Below are 16,910 nucleotides of genomic sequence, written 5' to 3'. Positions count from 1 at the left end.
CTCGACGGATCGTTATTTGTGCACGGGCAACCCCGTCTCGGTCTGCTTCTCGAGTTGCCGCACCTGCTCCTGCAGATCGCGCAACTGCAACTGCGCCGCCCGCTTCTCGACCTGCAGCGCCTGCGCCTGCTCCTGCGCCGACTTCTGCCGTTGCGCGACTTCGGCCTGCTGGCTGCGCGCGACGCTCAGGTCGGCCTGCAGTTGCTGCGCACGATTCGCCTGCAGCGCGATCACGCGTTCTAGAAATGCCTTCTGCGCCTGCAGCTCGGTCCGGCGGATCTCGATATCGGCGAGTTGCGCCGTTTGCTGGACGAAGTTCGCATACACCATCTCCGCGCGATTCTTGTCCTGCGAACGGATCACGCGCCACAGATTCTTGTCCTGGAACAGCGCGACGTAATACGTCATCTCGCGCGGATCGAACATCAGGCTCGCGCCGTAGCTGCCGTTGTACGTCGTACGCATCTCGACGATCCGGCCGTCGTGCAGCATCTGCGTCAGCTCGGCAACGTTGCCTTGCGCGGCGACATCCGTCGCGGCCGAGGCCGCGGGCGACGCGCCGCCGCTCAGGCTCGTGACCGCCGGACGCGTACCGGCAGCGGGGGCGGTCGCGTCGGCGGACCAGGCCGCGCCCGCTTGCGCGCAGGCAGCCAGTGCAACGATCCACGTTGCGCATCGTGCAGGGGAAAAGTTTCGGAAAGCCAACGTCAGACTCCGGCGAACGAATCGGAACTCGCGATTATCGTTCAAAACGAAACGGCCGCATCTCGAATTTATCGGGATGCGGCCGGCCTGAGTTCAACACGAAAAATACGGCGGGCTACAGGCGCGTTTCGCGCGCCGCGCGCAGAAATGCATCGAGCAGCGGCGTGCAGTCGAGCAGCTCCGAGCCGCCCGCGCGATGGAACTCCGGATGCCACTGCACACCGACGACGAACGGCGAACGCCGATGGCGAATGCCTTCGATGATCCCGTCGCCGGCCGACACGGCTTCGATGTTCAGATCGCGGCCGAGATCGCGGATCGCCTGATGGTGAATCGAGTTGACGATCGCTTCGCTGCGCCCCGGGAACATGCTCGCGAGCGTCGACGTGTCGGGAAAACGGATCGCGTGACGGTGCTGGTCGTAATGCTCGCTCACGTGCGCATGGGCGGTCGGCACGTCGGTGGCGATGTCCTGGTACAGCGAACCGCCGAACGCGACGTTGATCAACTGGCAGCCGCGACACACGCCGAGCACGGGTTTGCCGGACTCGACGAATTCGTGCAGCAGCTCGAGCTCGTACATGTCGCGCACGCGATCGCCCGGCCATTCGGGTCGCGCATCCGACGCCGCGTAGGTCTGCGGCGACACGTCGGCGCCGCCTTGCAGCAGCAGGCCGTCGAGATGCTTCGCGTAGTCGCGCAGGCGGATGTTGCTCGGATGGATCATGCCTTGATGGCCGACGGTCGGAATCATGAACACGAGCACGTCGCGCGACATCACCCAGTGGGCGATCGATTCCTCGAGATACTGCAGCGTCTTGCCGCGCAGCCCCTTCGCGCCCGGCTCCGGATGGAAGATCCGCGCCGACACGCCGATGCGCAGCGTGCGCTGCGTGATGCGCTGGCCGGCGCGGTCGAACAGCCGCCGCGCGCGCGCCGCGACGATCCGGCCGAATACCGACCACGGCGTGTCGCTCTGCTTCAGGTAGGCGGGCGGCGCATTCTGCGCGTTCGCGGGAGGCGGCCGCGGCGTGTCGAAATCGGGCTGCGCGCCGAATCCGGGCGGCGGCGCACCCGGCTTCGGCGGCGCGGCCGTGGCGGCGCCGTCCCCGATCGCGCCCGCGGCACCGGGTGCACCGGGCTCGGATGCGGCCGTCACGGGCGACGCGCCGTCGTCGGCGGCGTTCTGCACGGCGGCCTGCGCATCGTGCGTTTTCGCCGGATCGGGACGCGGGGAATCGGAAGAAGCGGAAAAGGTGCCGGGCAGACCGGCCGGGGAAGGCGTGTTTTCGCTCATGACGATGGTCTGGTACGTCGCTCACGCGTATGAATAGACGAGGATTCATTATGCTTCAGTGCACGATCACGCGGCAAACCTGCAACATCCTGTCGATATTGTTGCAAGTCGGTGGCAGGGCCGCCGCGGCGGCATGCGGCCCCGTTCGCGCACCCGGCCCCCGCTGCCCGTGCCGCTCTTGGGCTGGACACCTGTGATATATCACAATAATATCCAGAGATCGCCCACGCTTCCCGAGCCCGCCGCGTCATGATCGCGCGCCTTCCGACCCCAGTGCCGAACCCCATATGAGCACCCTGACCGACGTCACCCGCGACCGCCCCGCCGCGTCCCCGGCGAGTCTCGCCGACCGCGCGTACGCGCTGATCCAGCGCGACATCGTCACGATGCGCCTGAAACCGGGCGCCGCGCTCAACGAAGCCGAACTCGTCGCGCGGACGGGAATCGGCCGCACACCGGTACACCAAGCCGTGCATCGGCTCGTGCTCGAGGGGCTGCTGTCGGTGATGCCGCGCAAGGGCCTGATGGTGCAGCCGCTGTCGCTCGACGACATCGTCGCCGTCATCGACGTGCGGCGCATCAACGAAGCGCACTGCGTCGAACTCGCCGCGCGCCATGCGACGCCCGACGATCTCGCGCGCCTGGCCGCGCTGCTCGACGACGGGCAGGCCTGCGTCGACGCACACGACGTCGAGGGCATGATGGAGCTCGACCGCGCGTTTCATCAGACGATCGCCGCGGCCGCGCGCAACGCGGTGCTGGCCGACATCCTGCGCGCGCTGCACGAGCGCTCGCTGCGCTTCTGGTTCGTCACGCTGTCCGAACCGCACCATCTCGCCGACGTCCAGCACGAGCACCGCGCGCTGTTCGACCGGCTGTCCGCACGCGACGCCGCCGGCGCGCGCGCAGCCGTCGAAAGCCATATCGATTCGTTCCGCTCCACGCTTGTTCAACATCTTCGCCCCTGAGCCGCCATGACCACTTTCACGCCGTTCCCCCCACTCGCCCAGCTCGCCGCCGACCTCGCCGCCGGCCGGACCACGAGCCGCGCGCTCGTCGACACCGCGCTCGACCGGATCGCCGATCCGTCGGGCCAGGGCGCCGTCGTCTTCACCGAAGTCGATGCCGACGACGCACGCGCGGCCGCCGACGCGCACGACCGGCTGCGCGCCGCGGGCACCGTGCTGTCGCCGCTCGCGGGCATCCCCGTGTCGATCAAGGACCTGTTCGACGTCGCGGGCCAGGTCACGCGCGCGGGGTCCCGCGTGCTCGACGGCGCGCCGGCCGCGCGCACCGATGCGGTCGCCGTCGCGCGGCTCAGGCGCGCGGGCGCGGTGCTGGTCGGCCGCACCAACATGAGCGAGTTCGCGTTCTCGGGGCTCGGGCTGAATCCGCACTTCGGCAACCCGCGCTCGCCGTACCGCCGCGACGTGCCGGGCGATGCGCGAATTTCGGGCGGCTCGTCGTCGGGCGCGGCCGCGTCGGTCGCCGACGGAATGGCCGCCGTCGCGCTCGGCACCGACACCGGCGGCTCGATCCGCATTCCGGCCGCGCTGTGCGGGCTGACGGGCTTCAAGCCGACCGCGAGCCGGATCCCGACGCAAGGCGGCGTGCCGCTGTCGACGACGCTCGACTCGTTCGGCCCGATCGGGCTGACGGTCGCGTGCTGCGCGCTCGTCGACCGGATGCTCGCGGGGCTCGAGCCGCACGTGCCGGCCGCCCGGCCGCTCGAAGGCGTACGGCTCGGCGTGCTGACGAACTACGTGACGGACGGCGTCGATGCCGACGTCGCGGCCGCGCTCGACACCGCGCTCAAGCATCTCGAAGCCGCCGGCGCGATCGTCACCGAAGTGCGCTTCCCCGCGCTCGACCGGCTGCCGGAGATCAACCGTTTCGGCTTCTCGCCGATCGAGGCGTACGCATGGCATCGACCGCTGCTCGCCAAGCATCGCGACCAGTACGACCCGCGCGTGCTGACGCGGATCCTGAAGGGCGAGCCCGCGAGCGCGGCCGACTATCTCGACCTGCTCGCCGCGCGCGCCGCGATGCTCGACGAAGCCGCGCACACGGTCTGGGCGCGCTTCGATGCGCTCGTCGCGCCGACGGTGCCCGTCGTGCCACCGCGCATCGCCGACCTCGAAACGGACGACGACGCGTTCACGCGCACCAACGCGCTGCTCCTGCGCAACCCGAGCGCGTTCAACTTCCTCGATGCGTGCGGGCTGTCGCTGCCGTGCCACGCGCGCGACGCGGCGCCGGTCGGCCTGATGCTCGCGGCGGCGCCGCATCGCGACGACGCGCTGCTGGCGATCGGCCAATCGGTCGAGGCCGTGCTGAACACGATTCGCTGACCGCCGGTCAGCCGCCGGCGGGCAACGCGCGCGGTGCGGCAGGTTGCCGCACGCGCGCTGTCAGTTTCGTGCCAGACCGTTCGCGCTAAAATCGCGCGATTGTTTTCCGGACCGACCGACGAGGAACCCCGCCGACATGAACGACTACACGCTTGCACTCCGCCGCGAACGCCATCTGCTGATGCTGCTCGGATGGGTGTGCATCGCCCTGCTGGCCGGCGCGCTGTACCTGCAGTACGTGAAGAACGAAGACCCGTGCCCGCTGTGCATCATCCAGCGCTACTTCTTCTGCGCGATCGGGATCTTCGCGTTCCTGGCCGCCGGGATCCGCAACTGGCGCGGTGTCTGGGTGCTCGAGCTGCTGATCGCGATCGCCGCGGCCGGCGGTGTCGGCACGGCCGCGCGGCACCTGTCGATTCAGATGAATCCGGGCTTCAGTTGCGGCTTCGACACGCTGCAGCCGATCGTCGACAGCCTGCCGCCCGCGCAGTGGTTCCCCGGCATGTTCAAGGTCGCCGGGCTGTGCGAGACCGTCTACCCGCCGATCCTCGGCATCCTGCTGCCCGGCTGGGCGCTGATCGGCTTCGCCTTGATCCTGATCGCGGTCGTCGCGAGCCTCTGGCGCCATCGCCGCAAGCTCGCGGGTTGACCGAGCCCGCGTTGCCGGCCGACAGCATGCGCGGCCCGACCGAATGGGCCGCGCGCCGCCTGCGAGTCGCCACCGGGCGCCGGCCGATGCGTGCGCCGGCCCCGCGCCGTCGTCGCGCGTAAACACCTACCCCTCGCCGCCCGGATGTCCGGGCCGGCGGCGCGTCGCGCGATCGCCGCGCCTCGCCCCGTCACACGTGCGTTTCGGCCCGATGCGCAGGCATCGGCACCCCGATCCGGCGCGGCGGGCCTATGATCGACATGATCGCCGCCTGATACCCCGGATCACCGCCCGGCCATGTTCCCGCCGCGTGGCGATGCTATCTTCGGGACTGGATGGCGATCTACGTGCGCGAGGCCAGGCGGTCTCACCGCTGCCTGCGTAACGCGCGCCCGATCCGCAATGTCGACTGGATTCATCATGACAACGCAAACCATCCGCATCCATCACCCTCATGGCGTCCGCGCGTCCGGCGGCGCCGTTCGCGCACGCCGGTCCGCGGCCCCCGCATGGCATCAGCCGTGCCGCCGGCCTGCCCCGCTCCCGTCCGTCCTCGTTGCCGCCACGCCCGCCAGCCCGCGCCGCGCGTCGTGCCGCGTCGTCCCGAACGGAGCGTGCTGATGGAAGCCTGGCTCGGCGATCTGCAGCAACTGCTCGCGCACGGCGAAGCGGCCGTGCTCGTGACGGTCGCGCATACCGACGGCTCCGCGCCGCGCGAAGCCGGCACCAAGATGCTCGTCACGCGCGACACGGCCCGCCATACGATCGGCGGCGGTCATCTGGAATGGAAGGCGATCGAGATCGCGCGGCACCTGCTGAAGGACGGCGCGCACGTGCCGCACGCACGCCGGCTCGAGCGGCTCGCGCTCGGCCCGAGCCTCGGCCAGTGCTGCGGCGGCGCCGTGGTGCTCGCGTTCGAACGGCTCGACGTCGGCGACCTCGGCTGGATCATGTCGCTCGCCAAGCGCGTCGCGGCCGGCGCCGCGACCGTGCGTAGCGTATCATTCGGCCCCTCGCCGGGCGCGCCGCTGCTGAGCGAGCCCGAATCGGAAGCCGCGCGGGCCGACTGCCTGCTGTGGGAAACCGGCGGCGTGTCGCTGATGACCGAAACGATCGCGCCGTATGCGTTCCCCGTCGTGCTGTTCGGCGCGGGGCACATCGGCACCGCGCTCGTGAAGGTGCTGGCGACGCTGCCGTGCCACGTACGCTGGATCGACGGGGCCGACGCCGCGTTCCCGCCGGCCGACGCGCTCGCCGGCATCGGCAACGTCACGATCGACGCGACTGCTTCCCCGGCGGACGCGGTCGACGCGGCGCCGCCGCGGTCCTACTTCGTCGTGATGACGCACGACCACGCACTCGATTTCGTGCTGGCCGAGCGCATCCTGCGACGCGGCGACTATGCGTACTTCGGGATGACCGGCTCGCGCACGAAACGCATGCAGTTCGATCACCGGCTCGCGGCGATCGGCATCGACCCGGCCCAGGTCGCGCGGATGCGCTGCCCGATCGGTGTCGAAGGCATCGTCGACAAGGCGCCCGAAGTGATCGCGATCTCGGTGGCCGCGCAGTTGCTGCAGGCCGTCGAGGCGAATGCGGCCGCGCAAGCTTCCCCTACCTACTGACCGACCAAGAACGACGCCATGACCCCGACATTCAAGGACAAGATTGCCCGCGCGCCGAAAGCGGAGCTGCACATCCATATCGAAGGCTCGCTCGAGCCCGAACTGATCTTCGCGCTCGCGCAGCGCAACGGCGTGAAGCTCGCGTACGATTCGATCGATGCGCTGCGCGCCGCGTACGCGTTCACCGACCTGCAGTCGTTCCTCGACATCTACTACGCCGGCGCGAGCGTGCTGCTCACCGAGCAGGATTTCTACGACATGACGGCCGCGTACTGCGAGCGCGCGCTCGCCGACAACGTCGTCCACACCGAGCTGTTCTTCGACCCGCAGACACACACCGAGCGCGGCGTGCCGATCGAGACGGTCGTCGCGGGCATCGAGCGCGCACTCGCCGATGCCGAGCGACGCGGGCTGTCGAGCAAGCTGATCCTGTGCTTCCTGCGCCACCTCTCCGAAGCGGACGCGCTCGCGACGTTCGAATCCGCGTTGCCGCTGTTCGAGCGCTATCGCCATCGGCTGATCGGCGTCGGCCTCGATTCGTCCGAGCTCGGCCATCCGCCGGCAAAGTTCGCTCGCGTGTTCGACAAGGCGCGCGCGCTCGGGCTGAAGCTCGTCGCGCATGCGGGCGAGGAAGGTCCGCCCGCGTACATCTACGAAGCGCTCGACGTGCTGAAGGTCGACCGGATCGACCACGGCGTGCGCAGCATCGAGGATGCGGCGCTCGTCGAGCGTCTCGCGAAAACGCGCACGGCACTCACCGTCTGCCCGCTGTCGAACCTGAAGCTGTGCGTGTTCGACGACATGACGAAGCACACGCTGAAGGCACTGCTCGACCGCGGCGTGGCGGTGACGATCAACTCCGACGATCCGGCCTATTTCGGCGGCTACGTCAACGAAAACTACTTCGCGACGGCCGAAGGGCTGCAACTGACGGATGCCGAAGTCCATGCGGTGATCCGCAACGGCTTCGAGGCGTCGTTCATCGAACCGGCGCAGCGCGACGCACTGTACGCGCGCCTCGACGCGTACTGGCAGGCCGCGTGACGGCCCGCATCGAGGCCCGCTAGACAGATGAAACACGGCAACGGCATCCGCTTCGCGTTTCCCCGTTCGGCCTCGCGCCGGGCCGGCCGCCTGCGTGCTCGCGAAGCGACGGCGCGGCGCGTCGTCGCCCGCATGCGCGCTCCGTCGTGGCTTGCCGTACCGTTCGCCGCCGCACCGGTTGCGCGCGCAACGGCCGCGAGGTGCGCGGGCAACCACGCGCTGGCGGCTTCGGCCGCCACGTTCGCCCGCGCCATCGCCGCCGGTCGTGGCGCACGCAGCATGCTGCCGCTCGCGCAGCACCGCGCCGCCCCCGTGCGGTGTCGACCGTTTTCTTCTGTTCGCCTTACCTTGATGCAGGACCCTTCGTCATGACGCAAACCGCTTTCCGTTCCCAACTGCTGACCTTCAACGGCGACCCGGCGCAATCGAGCCAGGCCGCGAACTACGAGACCGACGGGCTCCTGATCGTCGACGACGGCAAGGTCGTCGCGGCCGGCCCGTATGCGCCGCTCGCGGCGACGCTCGCGCGCGATGCGGCGGTCCACGACCTGCGCGACAAGCTGATCGTGCCCGGCTTCATCGACACGCACATCCACTATCCGCAGACGGACATGATCGCGTCGCCGGCGCCGGGCCTGTTGCCGTGGCTCGACAAGTACACGTTTCCGACCGAGCGCCGGTTCGGCGACCCCGAGCATGCGCGCGAAGTCGCCGACTTCTTCGTCGACGAACTGCTCGCGTGCGGCACCACGAGCGCGCTCGTCTACTGCACGGTGCACAAGCAGTCGGCCGATGCACTGTTCGCGGCGAGCGACGCGCGCGACCTGCGGATGATCGCGGGGAAGGTGCTGATGGATCGCAACTGCCCCGAATTCCTGCGCGACACCGCGCAGTCGGGCTACGACGACAGCGCCGAGCTGATCGGCCGCTGGCACGGCAAGGGCCGCCAGATGTACGCGCTCACGCCGCGCTTCGCGCCGACGTCGACCGAGGCGCAGCTCGAGGCGTGCGGCGAACTCGCGCGCCGCCATCCGGACGTGTTCGTGCAAAGCCACGTCGCGGAAAACGTCGACGAGGTGAAATGGGCGGCCGAGCTGTTCCCCGGCCACCGCAGCTATCTCGACATCTACGACCGCTACGGGCTGCTGCGTCCGCGCGCGGTGTACGGCCATTGCATCCACCTCGACGACGAGGATCGCCGCCGGATGGCCGAGACGCGCACCGTCGTCGCGCACTGCCCGACGTCGAACTTCTTCCTCGGCAGCGGCCTGTTCGATTTCGACAAGGCCGGCGAATACGACGTGCCCGTCACGCTCGCGACTGACGTCGGCGGCGGTACGTCGTTCTCGATGCTGCAGACGATGAACGAGGCGCACAAGGTCGCGCGGCTGTCGGGCCACCACCTGAGCGCCACGCGGATGTTCTGGCTCGCGACGGCCGGCGCCGCGCAGGCGCTCGACCTCGCCGACACGGTCGGCACGCTCGCGCCGCGCACCGAGGCCGACTTCGTCGTGCTCGATCCGCAGGCGACGCCGCTGCTCGCGCGCCGCACGAAGCGCGCGGATTCGCTCGAGGAACTGCTGTTCGCGTTCGCGCTGCTCGGCGACGACCGCGCGGTGTACCGTACCTATGCGGCCGGCAAACTCGTGCACGAGCGCGGCGCCGCGCGCGGCCCGGCCGCCGCGTAGCGACCCGCGCCGCGCTCCGGCAGGCACGGCCGCTTCGCCGCTTCGCCGTGTCGTCATGCCGGCAGTCGAATGCGGTGCGGCGCGGCGCACCGCGGCCCGGCCGCTTTCCGACGCGCGATGCGCCGTGCTAGAATTCGCCGCTCATTGGGGAGTAGCCGCTCCGCTCGATGTCCCGCGCCCCCGGCGCGCATCGTGACGGAGGCGTCCGTCAACAGACTTGGCCGTTCGGCCATGGCGGGCGCAGCCACGTTGGCCTGGCGAGACCGATGGTTCACTGCGCGCCGCATCAGGGCCCGGCGCGCGGTGGATCGTCGCTCGCTTGCACAACATCGGCCCGTGGAACCCCATACGTGTCTCAAGCCTTCCTGATCTCCACCGGCGCCGTCGCCCTCGCTGAAATCGGCGACAAGACCCAACTGCTTTCCCTCGTTCTGGCCGCGCGCTATCGCAAGCCGGTGCCGATCATTCTCGGCGTACTCGTCGCGACGCTCGTCAACCACGGTTTCGCCGGTGCGTTCGGCGAATGGCTGGGCGTGCTCGTCACGCCGTCGATCATGCGCTGGGCGCTCGCGTTCTCGTTCATCGCGATGGGCTTGTGGATCCTGGTGCCGGACAAGCTCGACGAGGACGAAGCCCATGCGACCCGCTCGCGGCTCGGCGTGTTCGGCGCGACGCTGGTGGCGTTCTTTCTCGCGGAAATGGGCGACAAGACGCAGATCGCGACCGTCGCGCTGGCCGCGCGCTTCCAGGATTACATCGGCGTCGTGGCCGGCACGACGTTCGGGATGATGCTCGCCAATGTGCCGGCGATCCTGCTCGGCGACCGCTTCGCGCACAGCCTGCCGACGAAGCTCGTGCACGGGATCGCGGCCGTGCTGTTCGTCGTGCTCGGCGCGCTGGCGCTGTTCGGCATCGGAATCTGAAAGGAATCGGGCCGGCGCGGCCGGGCAGCCGCGCCGACGCGGATGCCGCGCTACTTTGCGACGGCCGCGCCCGAGGCCGGCGCCGCCGGCACCGCGCGCTCGTTGGCGGCCGGCGCCGCCGGCCCGCCACGCTTGTCGACCGGCAGCCGGACCGTACGGACCGCACCGTTCGACAACGGGAAATCGGCGAGCGCGCTGCGCGCGAGGAACGGCATCGCGTACAGCAGCGTGCCGTTGTCGCCGGTCGTGCGCGCGGTCACGTTGTAGACCTCCTTGCCCGTCGCGCGCTCGGTGATACGGATGCCGAGCACGTAGTCGAAGACCTGGTACGTTTGCGCGACGTAGCCGGCCGGCATCGGCCCCCAGGGCCCCCACGGGCCCCAGGGGCTCCACGGACCGCCTCGCCAGTACGGCCCCGGCCCCATGAACCACGGGTCATAGTAGACCGGCTGCGGCACCGTCACGAGATCGCTGCCGACCGAATAGGTCAGCCCGACGAGATAGCGTGCCTGCGACTGCGGGACCTGCCGGAACGCATACGCGGACAATTCGTTCGCGACGATCGGCTCGTAGGTCGACTGCTCGATGCTGTTCTTCTGCGCGTCCGTGCGCGTGAACGCATAGGTGCGGGTCGCGTCGCTGCCGCTCCAGTCGGAGAAGGCCGTGACCCGGGTGGTCACGTAGCTGGTGCAGCCGGTCAGCAGCGCGACGCACAGCACCGCCGCCCAGCCCGCACCGCGAAAAATCCATTCGCGTTTCATGTTGATCCTCGTCGATCCGTCACCCGTTCGTCGCACCGCGCGAACGACAACGGGATGTCGATAATACGCGGACTGCCGGAAGCGGTAAAAAGTTCGCCCGACACGCCGCCGCAAGCCTTTGTACAATGACCCGGTTCGCCTGGCCCGCGCGACGGGCCCGTCCCCCACTCCACCGATCTCGACGACCATGTCCGACAACGCCTCCTCCACCGTGATCCGCCGCGCCGACTACACGCCGCCGGCCTTCCTCATCGATTCCGTCGCACTCGAATTCGATCTCGCCCCGGCCCGCACGATCGTCAGGAATACGATGCGCGTGCGCCGCAATCCGGACGCCGCGCCCGCGCCGCACCTGGAGCTGATGGGCGAGGCGCTCGAATTCCTCGGCGCGCGGCTGGATGGCGCGCCGCACGGCGCGGTGCGCGCGCACGAACACGGGCTGACGGTCGAGAACGTGCCCGACGCCTTCGAGCTGACGCTCGAAAGCGCGTGCGCGCCCGACCAGAATACGACGCTGTCCGGCCTCTACGTGTCGAGCGGCAACTTCTTCACGCAGTGCGAAGCCGAGGGCTTTCGCCGCATCACCTACTTCCTCGACCGCCCCGACGTGATGGCGTCGTACACCGTCACGCTGCGCGCCGACAAGGCCGCATACCCGGTGCTGCTGTCGAACGGCAACCTCGTCGATTCGGGCGACCTGCCCGACGGCCGCCACTTCGCGAAGTGGGAAGACCCGTTCCGCAAGCCGAGCTACCTGTTCGCGCTCGTCGCCGGCAAGCTCGTCGCGATCGAGGAGAAGATCACGACCGGCTCCGGCAAGGACAAGCTGCTGCAGGTGTGGGTCGAGCCGGCCGACCTCGACAAGACGCGTCACGCGATGGATTCGCTGATCCACTCGATCCGCTGGGACGAGAAGCGCTTCGGCCTCGAGCTCGATCTCGACCGCTTCATGATCGTCGCGGTCGGCGACTTCAACATGGGTGCGATGGAGAACAAGGGGCTCAACATCTTCAACACGAAGTACGTGCTCGCGAACCCCGAGACCGCCACCGACACCGATTTCGCGAACATCGAGTCGGTGGTCGGCCACGAGTACTTCCACAACTGGACCGGCAACCGCGTGACCTGCCGCGACTGGTTCCAGTTGAGCCTGAAGGAAGGGCTGACGGTGTTCCGCGACCAGGAATTCTCGGCCGACATGGCCGCCGGCGACGACGTCGAATCGGCGGCTCGCGCAGTCAAGCGCATCGAGGACGTGCGCGTGCTGCGCCAGTTGCAGTTTGCCGAGGACGCGGGCCCGATGGCGCACCCGGTACGCCCGGAGAGCTACGTCGAGATCAACAACTTCTACACGATGACGGTCTACGAGAAGGGCTCGGAAGTCGTGCGGATGTACCAGACGCTGTTCGGCCGCGACGGCTTCCGCAAGGGGATGGATCTCTACTTCAAGCGCCACGACGGCCACGCGGTGACCTGCGACGACTTCCGCCACGCGATGGCCGACGCGAACGGGCGCGACCTCGCGCAGTTCGAGCGCTGGTACAGCCAGGCCGGCACGCCGCGCGTGTCGGTGCGCACCGCGTACGACGCGGCCGCGCGCCGCTATACGGTCACCCTCGCGCAAGGCTACGGCGACGCGTCGCCGGCCGCGCGCGAAACGCAGCAGGGGCCGCTGCTGATCCCGTTCGCGATCGGCCTGATCGGCCGCGACGGCCGCGACCTGCCGCTGCGTCTGGACGGCGAGGCCGCCGCATCGGGCACGGCGCGCGTGCTCGAGTTCACCGACACCGAGCAGACCTTCACGTTCGTCGACGTGCCGGAAGCGCCGCTGCCGTCGCTGCTGCGCAACTTCTCCGCGCCGGTGATCGTCGAGTACGACTACAGCGACGACGATCTCGCGTTCCTGCTCGCGCACGACAGCGATCCGTTCAACCGCTGGGAAGCCGGCCAGCGCCTCGCGACACGCGCGCTGCTCACGCTCGCCGCGCGTGCCGCGGCCGACGCGCCGCTCGCGCTCGGCGAGAATTTCGTCGCCGCGTTCCGCCGCGTGCTGACCGACGAAAGCCTGTCGCCGGCGTTCCGCGAACTCGCGCTCACGCTGCCGTCGGAAACCTACCTCGCCGACCAGATGGCCGAGGCCGACCCGGCCGCCGTGCATCGCGCGCGCCAGTTCGTGCGCCGCCAGCTCGCAACCGCGCTGCGCGCCGACTGGCTCGCCGCATACGAGCAGCACCAGACGCCGGGCGCCTATGAGCCGACGCCGGAAGCGTCGGGCCGCCGCGCGCTGAAGAACCTCGCGCTCGCGTATCTCGCCGAGCTCGACGATCCGGCCGATGCCGTACGCCTCGCCACGGCCCAGTACGACGCGGCGAACAACATGACCGATCGCGCGGCCGCGCTCGGCGCGCTGCTGTCGGCGTCCGCCGCAGGGGCGAACGGGCCGGCCGAGCATGCGCTCGACGACTTCTACCGTCGCTTCGAAAAGGAAGCGCTCGTGATCGACAAGTGGTTCGCGATGCAGGCGGCCCAACGCGGTACGCCCGCGCAGCCGACGCTCGCGAAGGTGCGCAAGCTGCTCGCGCACCCCGCGTTCAACCTGAAGAACCCGAACCGCGCGCGCTCGCTGATCTTCAGCTTCTGCGCGGCGAACCCCGCGCAATTCCACGCGGCCGACGGGTCGGGCTACGCGTTCTGGGCCGAACAGGTGCTCGCGCTCGACGCGATCAACCCGCAGGTCGCGGCGCGCCTCGCGCGCTCGCTCGAACTGTGGCGCCGCTTCACGCCGGCGCTACGCGACCGGATGCGCGAAGCGCTCGAGCAGGTCGCCGCCGGCGCGAAATCGCGCGACGTGCGCGAGATCGTCGAGAAGGCGCTCGCGTAAGTCACGCGATCGCCCGCTGTCGCGTCCGCGCGATCGAGCCGGTGCCGCCTCACGCGGCGCCGGCTTTTTCATTGCGCGGGCGCGGCTGAAACCGCTCGCGATCGCGGGGTCGGACCGCCCGACCGGCCGCGGCTGCGATGAACGCCCCCGCCCGCCGGCGTCGCCCGATACCGGGCCGATTCGGCGGCCCGCCCATGTAACCGGACGAAAAAAGCCGGCGGCACCGCAGGCGCGACGGGTAAAATTGCGCCCATTCAAGGATTCTTTCGCCTTTCGGAGTCTGTCATGTCCATTGCCCGCCGCACCACGCTGTCGAAGTTTCTGATCGAACAGCAACGTGAGACCAACAACCTCCCCGCCGACCTGCGCCTGTTGATCGAAGTCGTCGCCCGCGCGTGCAAGGCGATCAGCTACAACGTGTCGAAGGGCGCGCTCGGCGAAGCACTCGGCACCGCGGGCAGCGAGAACGTCCAGGGCGAGGTGCAGAAAAAGCTCGACATCCTGTCGAACGAAATCCTGCTCGACGCGAACGAATGGGGCGGCAACCTCGCCGCGATGGCGTCGGAGGAAATGGAAACGTTCTTCCCGATCCCGGCGAACTACCCGCGCGGCGAATACCTGCTCGTGTTCGACCCGCTCGACGGTTCGTCGAACATCGACGTGAACGTGTCGATCGGCACGATCTTCTCGGTGCTGCGCTGCCCGGACGGCAAGCAGGCGACCGAGGAATCGTTCCTGCAGCCCGGCACGCAGCAGGTCGCGGCCGGCTATGCCGTGTACGGCCCGCAGACGGTGTTCGTGCTGACGACCGGCAACGGCGTGAACTGCTTCACGCTCGACCGCGAAGTCGGCTCGTGGGTGCTCACGCAGAGCAACATGCAGATCCCGGCCGACACGCGCGAATACGCGATCAACGCGTCGAACGCCCGCCACTGGTACGACCCGGTCAAGCGTTACGTCGACGAACTGAACGCCGGCAAGGACGGCCCGCGCGGCGACAACTTCAACATGCGCTGGATCGCGTCGATGGTCGCGGACGTGCACCGGATCCTGAACCGCGGCGGCATCTTCATGTACCCGGCCGACAAGCGCACGCCCGATCGTCCGGGCAAGCTGCGCCTGATGTACGAAGCGAACCCGATGGCGTTCATCGTCGAGCAGGCGGGCGGCGCGGCGACGACCGGCACGCAGCGGATCATGGAAGTACAGCCGACCGGCCTGCACCAGCGCGTGCCCGTATTCCTCGGCTCGAAGAACGAAGTCGAGCGCGTGACCGGCTATCACGACGAAGCAAAATAATTGCACTGCAGCACTGGACGGAGGCGCGAGACATCAGTACAATCGCGCCTTCGCGATGTGGCCCTAACGGGTCGCATCGCGGTGAAGTGAAAGCGGAAAGTCCGCCGGATCGAGGGTTTCGCGAAGCAGCCGCAGCAAGCTGAAAAAATTTCGCAAAACCTATTGCCAAGATCGCGGATTTGACCATATAATTTCATTTCTCTGCTGCCGGTGTAGCTCAGTTGGTAGAGCAGCGCATTCGTAATGCGAAGGTCGTAGGTTCGACTCCTATCTCCGGCACCAAGACATAAAGGTCTGACAAGCATCGCTTGTCAGACCTTTTCTCTTTTCCGGCGCCGAAATCGTGAAGCCGGTCGACGACGCCCTGCCGATCGCGTCGCGCACCACGATCCTCGCCGCGGTCGTTATCTGCGCAACCTCGCTGACACTCCCGCACGACTTCCCCCCACTCGGCGGCAGCCAGCCGATCGTATCGATCACCCATCGCGGTGCGCAGCGGCTCGGCCCGCGGCGGCCATGGCCCCGACGGCCGGCTGTCCGACCTGTACGGCGCAAGCAACAGCATCGTCCATCACGTGCCCGGCCGCCGGCACGCCTCGCACATTGACGCCATGGCCGCCGCGCTCGATCGCGCTCCATCCACCTACTTCGACCAATGTCAATCAATCAGGACACCGAATGACGACGGACGCCGAATGCGACGCCCTCTACGTCGCCGCGCGGGCCACACGATGCCCCGGATCGGTGAAGCCGATACGTCGCTCTTGCTCGCCCTTGCCTGCCCGTTTCGCACTACTGGCGATCGGCGATGCCGTGACCGTTGCGCGGCTGACAGCCGACGCTGCCGACGGACTGCCCGAGGCGCCCATGCACGCCACGATGCGCCCGATCGACGAATTTTCGGCAGCGCCTCATTCCTGCAGACCGGCTTGGCCGTGCGCCATGCGCGGTACGCGCACGAATCGAGCCGTACGCAGACAAATCTCCCTGGAAAATCTCCTTAAGGGTGCATAACATTACTTAACGATTCCGACCCGCCTATCGCGTTACATTGCGTGGGCGGTGCGGCGGCCGCAGCCGCTTTCAACCAGCTTGCGGCGCGCGACCGCCCGTGCCCGGTCATTTCGACTCAACCCAAGGAGAGCACCACCATGACTCATGGCTTGATTATGTGGCTCATCATCGGCGCGATCGCCGGCTGGCTGGCCGGCTTGCTCGTGAAGGGCGGCGGCTTCGGGCTGATCGTCGACATCATCGTCGGGATCGTCGGCGCGGTGATCGGCGGCTGGCTTGCCGGACTGCTCGGCATCAGCATCGGCAGCGGCTTCATCGGCTCGGTGATCGTCGCGGTCATCGGCGCGGTGATCCTGCTGTTCGTGATCCGCCTATTCAGGCGAGCGGCCTGACGTTTTCTCTCCACGCGCCTTCGGGCGCGTTTTCGCATCGGGCCGGCGCGCGGCGCGTTCGCCGCGCGCCACCGGCTCCGTCAACGCTTCGCGTGCCGCAACCCGCCGTCGAGCACGTCGGCCGTCAGCAATCCGCTGGAAGCTTCACGCACACCATCGCGACCGATCCACAGGGGGCGCGGCATCTCCCCTCTCCATTGCGCATCGAGCGCCACCCGCAGCCGCTGGGGTATCGGCTCCGCGTTCGCACACTGCACGACCTGCGGATCGGCGGCTTTCGG

The 16,910-nt window shown here is 68.7% G+C and carries 14 protein-coding genes, 1 tRNA gene, 1 pseudogene and 1 riboswitch; of the genes and pseudogenes, 12 read left to right on the top strand and 4 right to left on the bottom strand.

All coding sequences use genetic code 11. The annotated features are described in order from the left end of the window. Nucleotides 1-12: 12 nt before the first annotated feature. A complete protein-coding gene (locus tag CFB35_RS04795) occupies nucleotides 13-705 on the bottom strand; it encodes a DUF2968 domain-containing protein (RefSeq protein ID WP_089464620.1) in 693 nt (230 codons plus the stop codon). Between the two features lie 115 nt (nucleotides 706-820). After that, nucleotides 821-2,002 carry a gamma-glutamyl-gamma-aminobutyrate hydrolase family protein gene (locus tag CFB35_RS04790; protein WP_089464619.1) on the bottom strand — a complete coding sequence of 394 codons (1,182 nt, stop codon included), beginning with the start codon at nucleotides 2,000-2,002 and terminating at the stop codon, nucleotides 821-823. 287 nt (nucleotides 2,003-2,289) lie between these two features. Here CFB35_RS04790 and CFB35_RS04780 point away from each other — a divergent pair, with 287 nt between their 5' ends. The 8 genes from CFB35_RS04780 (at nucleotide 2,290) to CFB35_RS04740 (ending at nucleotide 10,282) form a co-directional block, all read left to right on the top strand. Then, on the top strand, nucleotides 2,290-2,970 hold the full coding sequence (locus CFB35_RS04780) for a GntR family transcriptional regulator (protein WP_059574086.1): 681 nt from the start codon (nucleotides 2,290-2,292) through the stop codon (nucleotides 2,968-2,970). 6 nt (nucleotides 2,971-2,976) lie between these two features. Then, the gene (locus CFB35_RS04775; RefSeq protein ID WP_089464618.1) at nucleotides 2,977-4,353 is read left to right on the top strand and encodes an amidase; all 1,377 of its coding nucleotides are present in this window, start codon (nucleotides 2,977-2,979) and stop codon (nucleotides 4,351-4,353) included. Nucleotides 4,354-4,489: 136 nt separating this feature from the next. Then, a complete protein-coding gene (locus tag CFB35_RS04770; protein WP_089464617.1) occupies nucleotides 4,490-5,002 on the top strand; it encodes a disulfide bond formation protein B in 513 nt (170 codons plus the stop codon). A 620-nt stretch (nucleotides 5,003-5,622) separates the two neighbouring features. Further along, nucleotides 5,623-6,627: a xanthine dehydrogenase accessory protein XdhC gene (xdhC, locus tag CFB35_RS04765; protein WP_059574089.1), complete on the top strand. Its 1,005-nt coding sequence runs from the start codon at nucleotides 5,623-5,625 to the stop codon at nucleotides 6,625-6,627. Between the two features lie 18 nt (nucleotides 6,628-6,645). Beyond that, nucleotides 6,646-7,671, top strand: coding sequence for an adenosine deaminase (locus CFB35_RS04760; protein ID WP_089464616.1), 1,026 nt, complete (start codon nucleotides 6,646-6,648; stop codon nucleotides 7,669-7,671). A 27-nt stretch (nucleotides 7,672-7,698) separates the two neighbouring features. Beyond that, nucleotides 7,699-8,043, top strand: coding sequence for a hypothetical protein (locus CFB35_RS04755; RefSeq protein ID WP_081066589.1), 345 nt, complete (start codon nucleotides 7,699-7,701; stop codon nucleotides 8,041-8,043). Next, the gene (gene guaD / locus CFB35_RS04750) at nucleotides 8,040-9,359 is read left to right on the top strand and encodes a guanine deaminase (protein ID WP_059574091.1); all 1,320 of its coding nucleotides are present in this window, start codon (nucleotides 8,040-8,042) and stop codon (nucleotides 9,357-9,359) included. Before CFB35_RS04755 ends, guaD begins: the two co-directional genes overlap by 4 nt. Nucleotides 9,360-9,493: 134 nt before the next feature. Then, nucleotides 9,494-9,631, top strand: a riboswitch (yybP-ykoY riboswitch). Nucleotides 9,632-9,709: 78 nt separating this feature from the next. Then, nucleotides 9,710-10,282 (top strand): TMEM165/GDT1 family protein, encoded by a 573-nt coding sequence (locus CFB35_RS04740; protein WP_059574092.1) that lies wholly within the window; start codon nucleotides 9,710-9,712, stop codon nucleotides 10,280-10,282. A gap of 50 nt (nucleotides 10,283-10,332) precedes the next feature. Here the strand turns inward: CFB35_RS04740 and CFB35_RS04735 are convergent, their stop codons facing one another. Beyond that, nucleotides 10,333-11,043, bottom strand: coding sequence for a DUF4136 domain-containing protein (locus CFB35_RS04735; RefSeq protein WP_059574093.1), 711 nt, complete (start codon nucleotides 11,041-11,043; stop codon nucleotides 10,333-10,335). A gap of 187 nt (nucleotides 11,044-11,230) precedes the next feature. Here CFB35_RS04735 and pepN point away from each other — a divergent pair, with 187 nt between their 5' ends. The 4 genes from pepN (at nucleotide 11,231) to CFB35_RS04715 (ending at nucleotide 16,629) form a co-directional block, all read left to right on the top strand. After that, the gene (gene pepN, locus CFB35_RS04730; protein WP_089464615.1) at nucleotides 11,231-13,924 is read left to right on the top strand and encodes an aminopeptidase N; all 2,694 of its coding nucleotides are present in this window, start codon (nucleotides 11,231-11,233) and stop codon (nucleotides 13,922-13,924) included. A 285-nt stretch (nucleotides 13,925-14,209) separates the two neighbouring features. Next, nucleotides 14,210-15,223, top strand: a complete 1,014-nt coding sequence (locus tag CFB35_RS04725) for a class 1 fructose-bisphosphatase (RefSeq protein ID WP_059574095.1) — start codon at nucleotides 14,210-14,212, stop codon at nucleotides 15,221-15,223. Between the two features lie 206 nt (nucleotides 15,224-15,429). Next, nucleotides 15,430-15,505 (top strand) — tRNA-Thr (locus CFB35_RS04720). 869 nt (nucleotides 15,506-16,374) lie between these two features. Next, nucleotides 16,375-16,629, top strand: a complete 255-nt coding sequence (locus CFB35_RS04715; protein ID WP_006476609.1) for a GlsB/YeaQ/YmgE family stress response membrane protein — start codon at nucleotides 16,375-16,377, stop codon at nucleotides 16,627-16,629. An 80-nt stretch (nucleotides 16,630-16,709) separates the two neighbouring features. Here CFB35_RS04715 and CFB35_RS04710 read toward each other — a convergent pair. Beyond that, a pseudogene (locus CFB35_RS04710) lies at nucleotides 16,710-16,895 on the bottom strand (TlpA family protein disulfide reductase); the annotation flags it as partial. Nucleotides 16,896-16,910: the final 15 nt, after the last annotated feature.

The sequence above is a fragment of the Burkholderia sp. AU16482 genome (genome assembly GCF_002223285.1).
Classification (GTDB): Bacteria; Pseudomonadota; Gammaproteobacteria; order Burkholderiales; family Burkholderiaceae; genus Burkholderia; species Burkholderia semiarida.
This window is presented reverse-complemented; position numbering and strand designations above follow the sequence as displayed.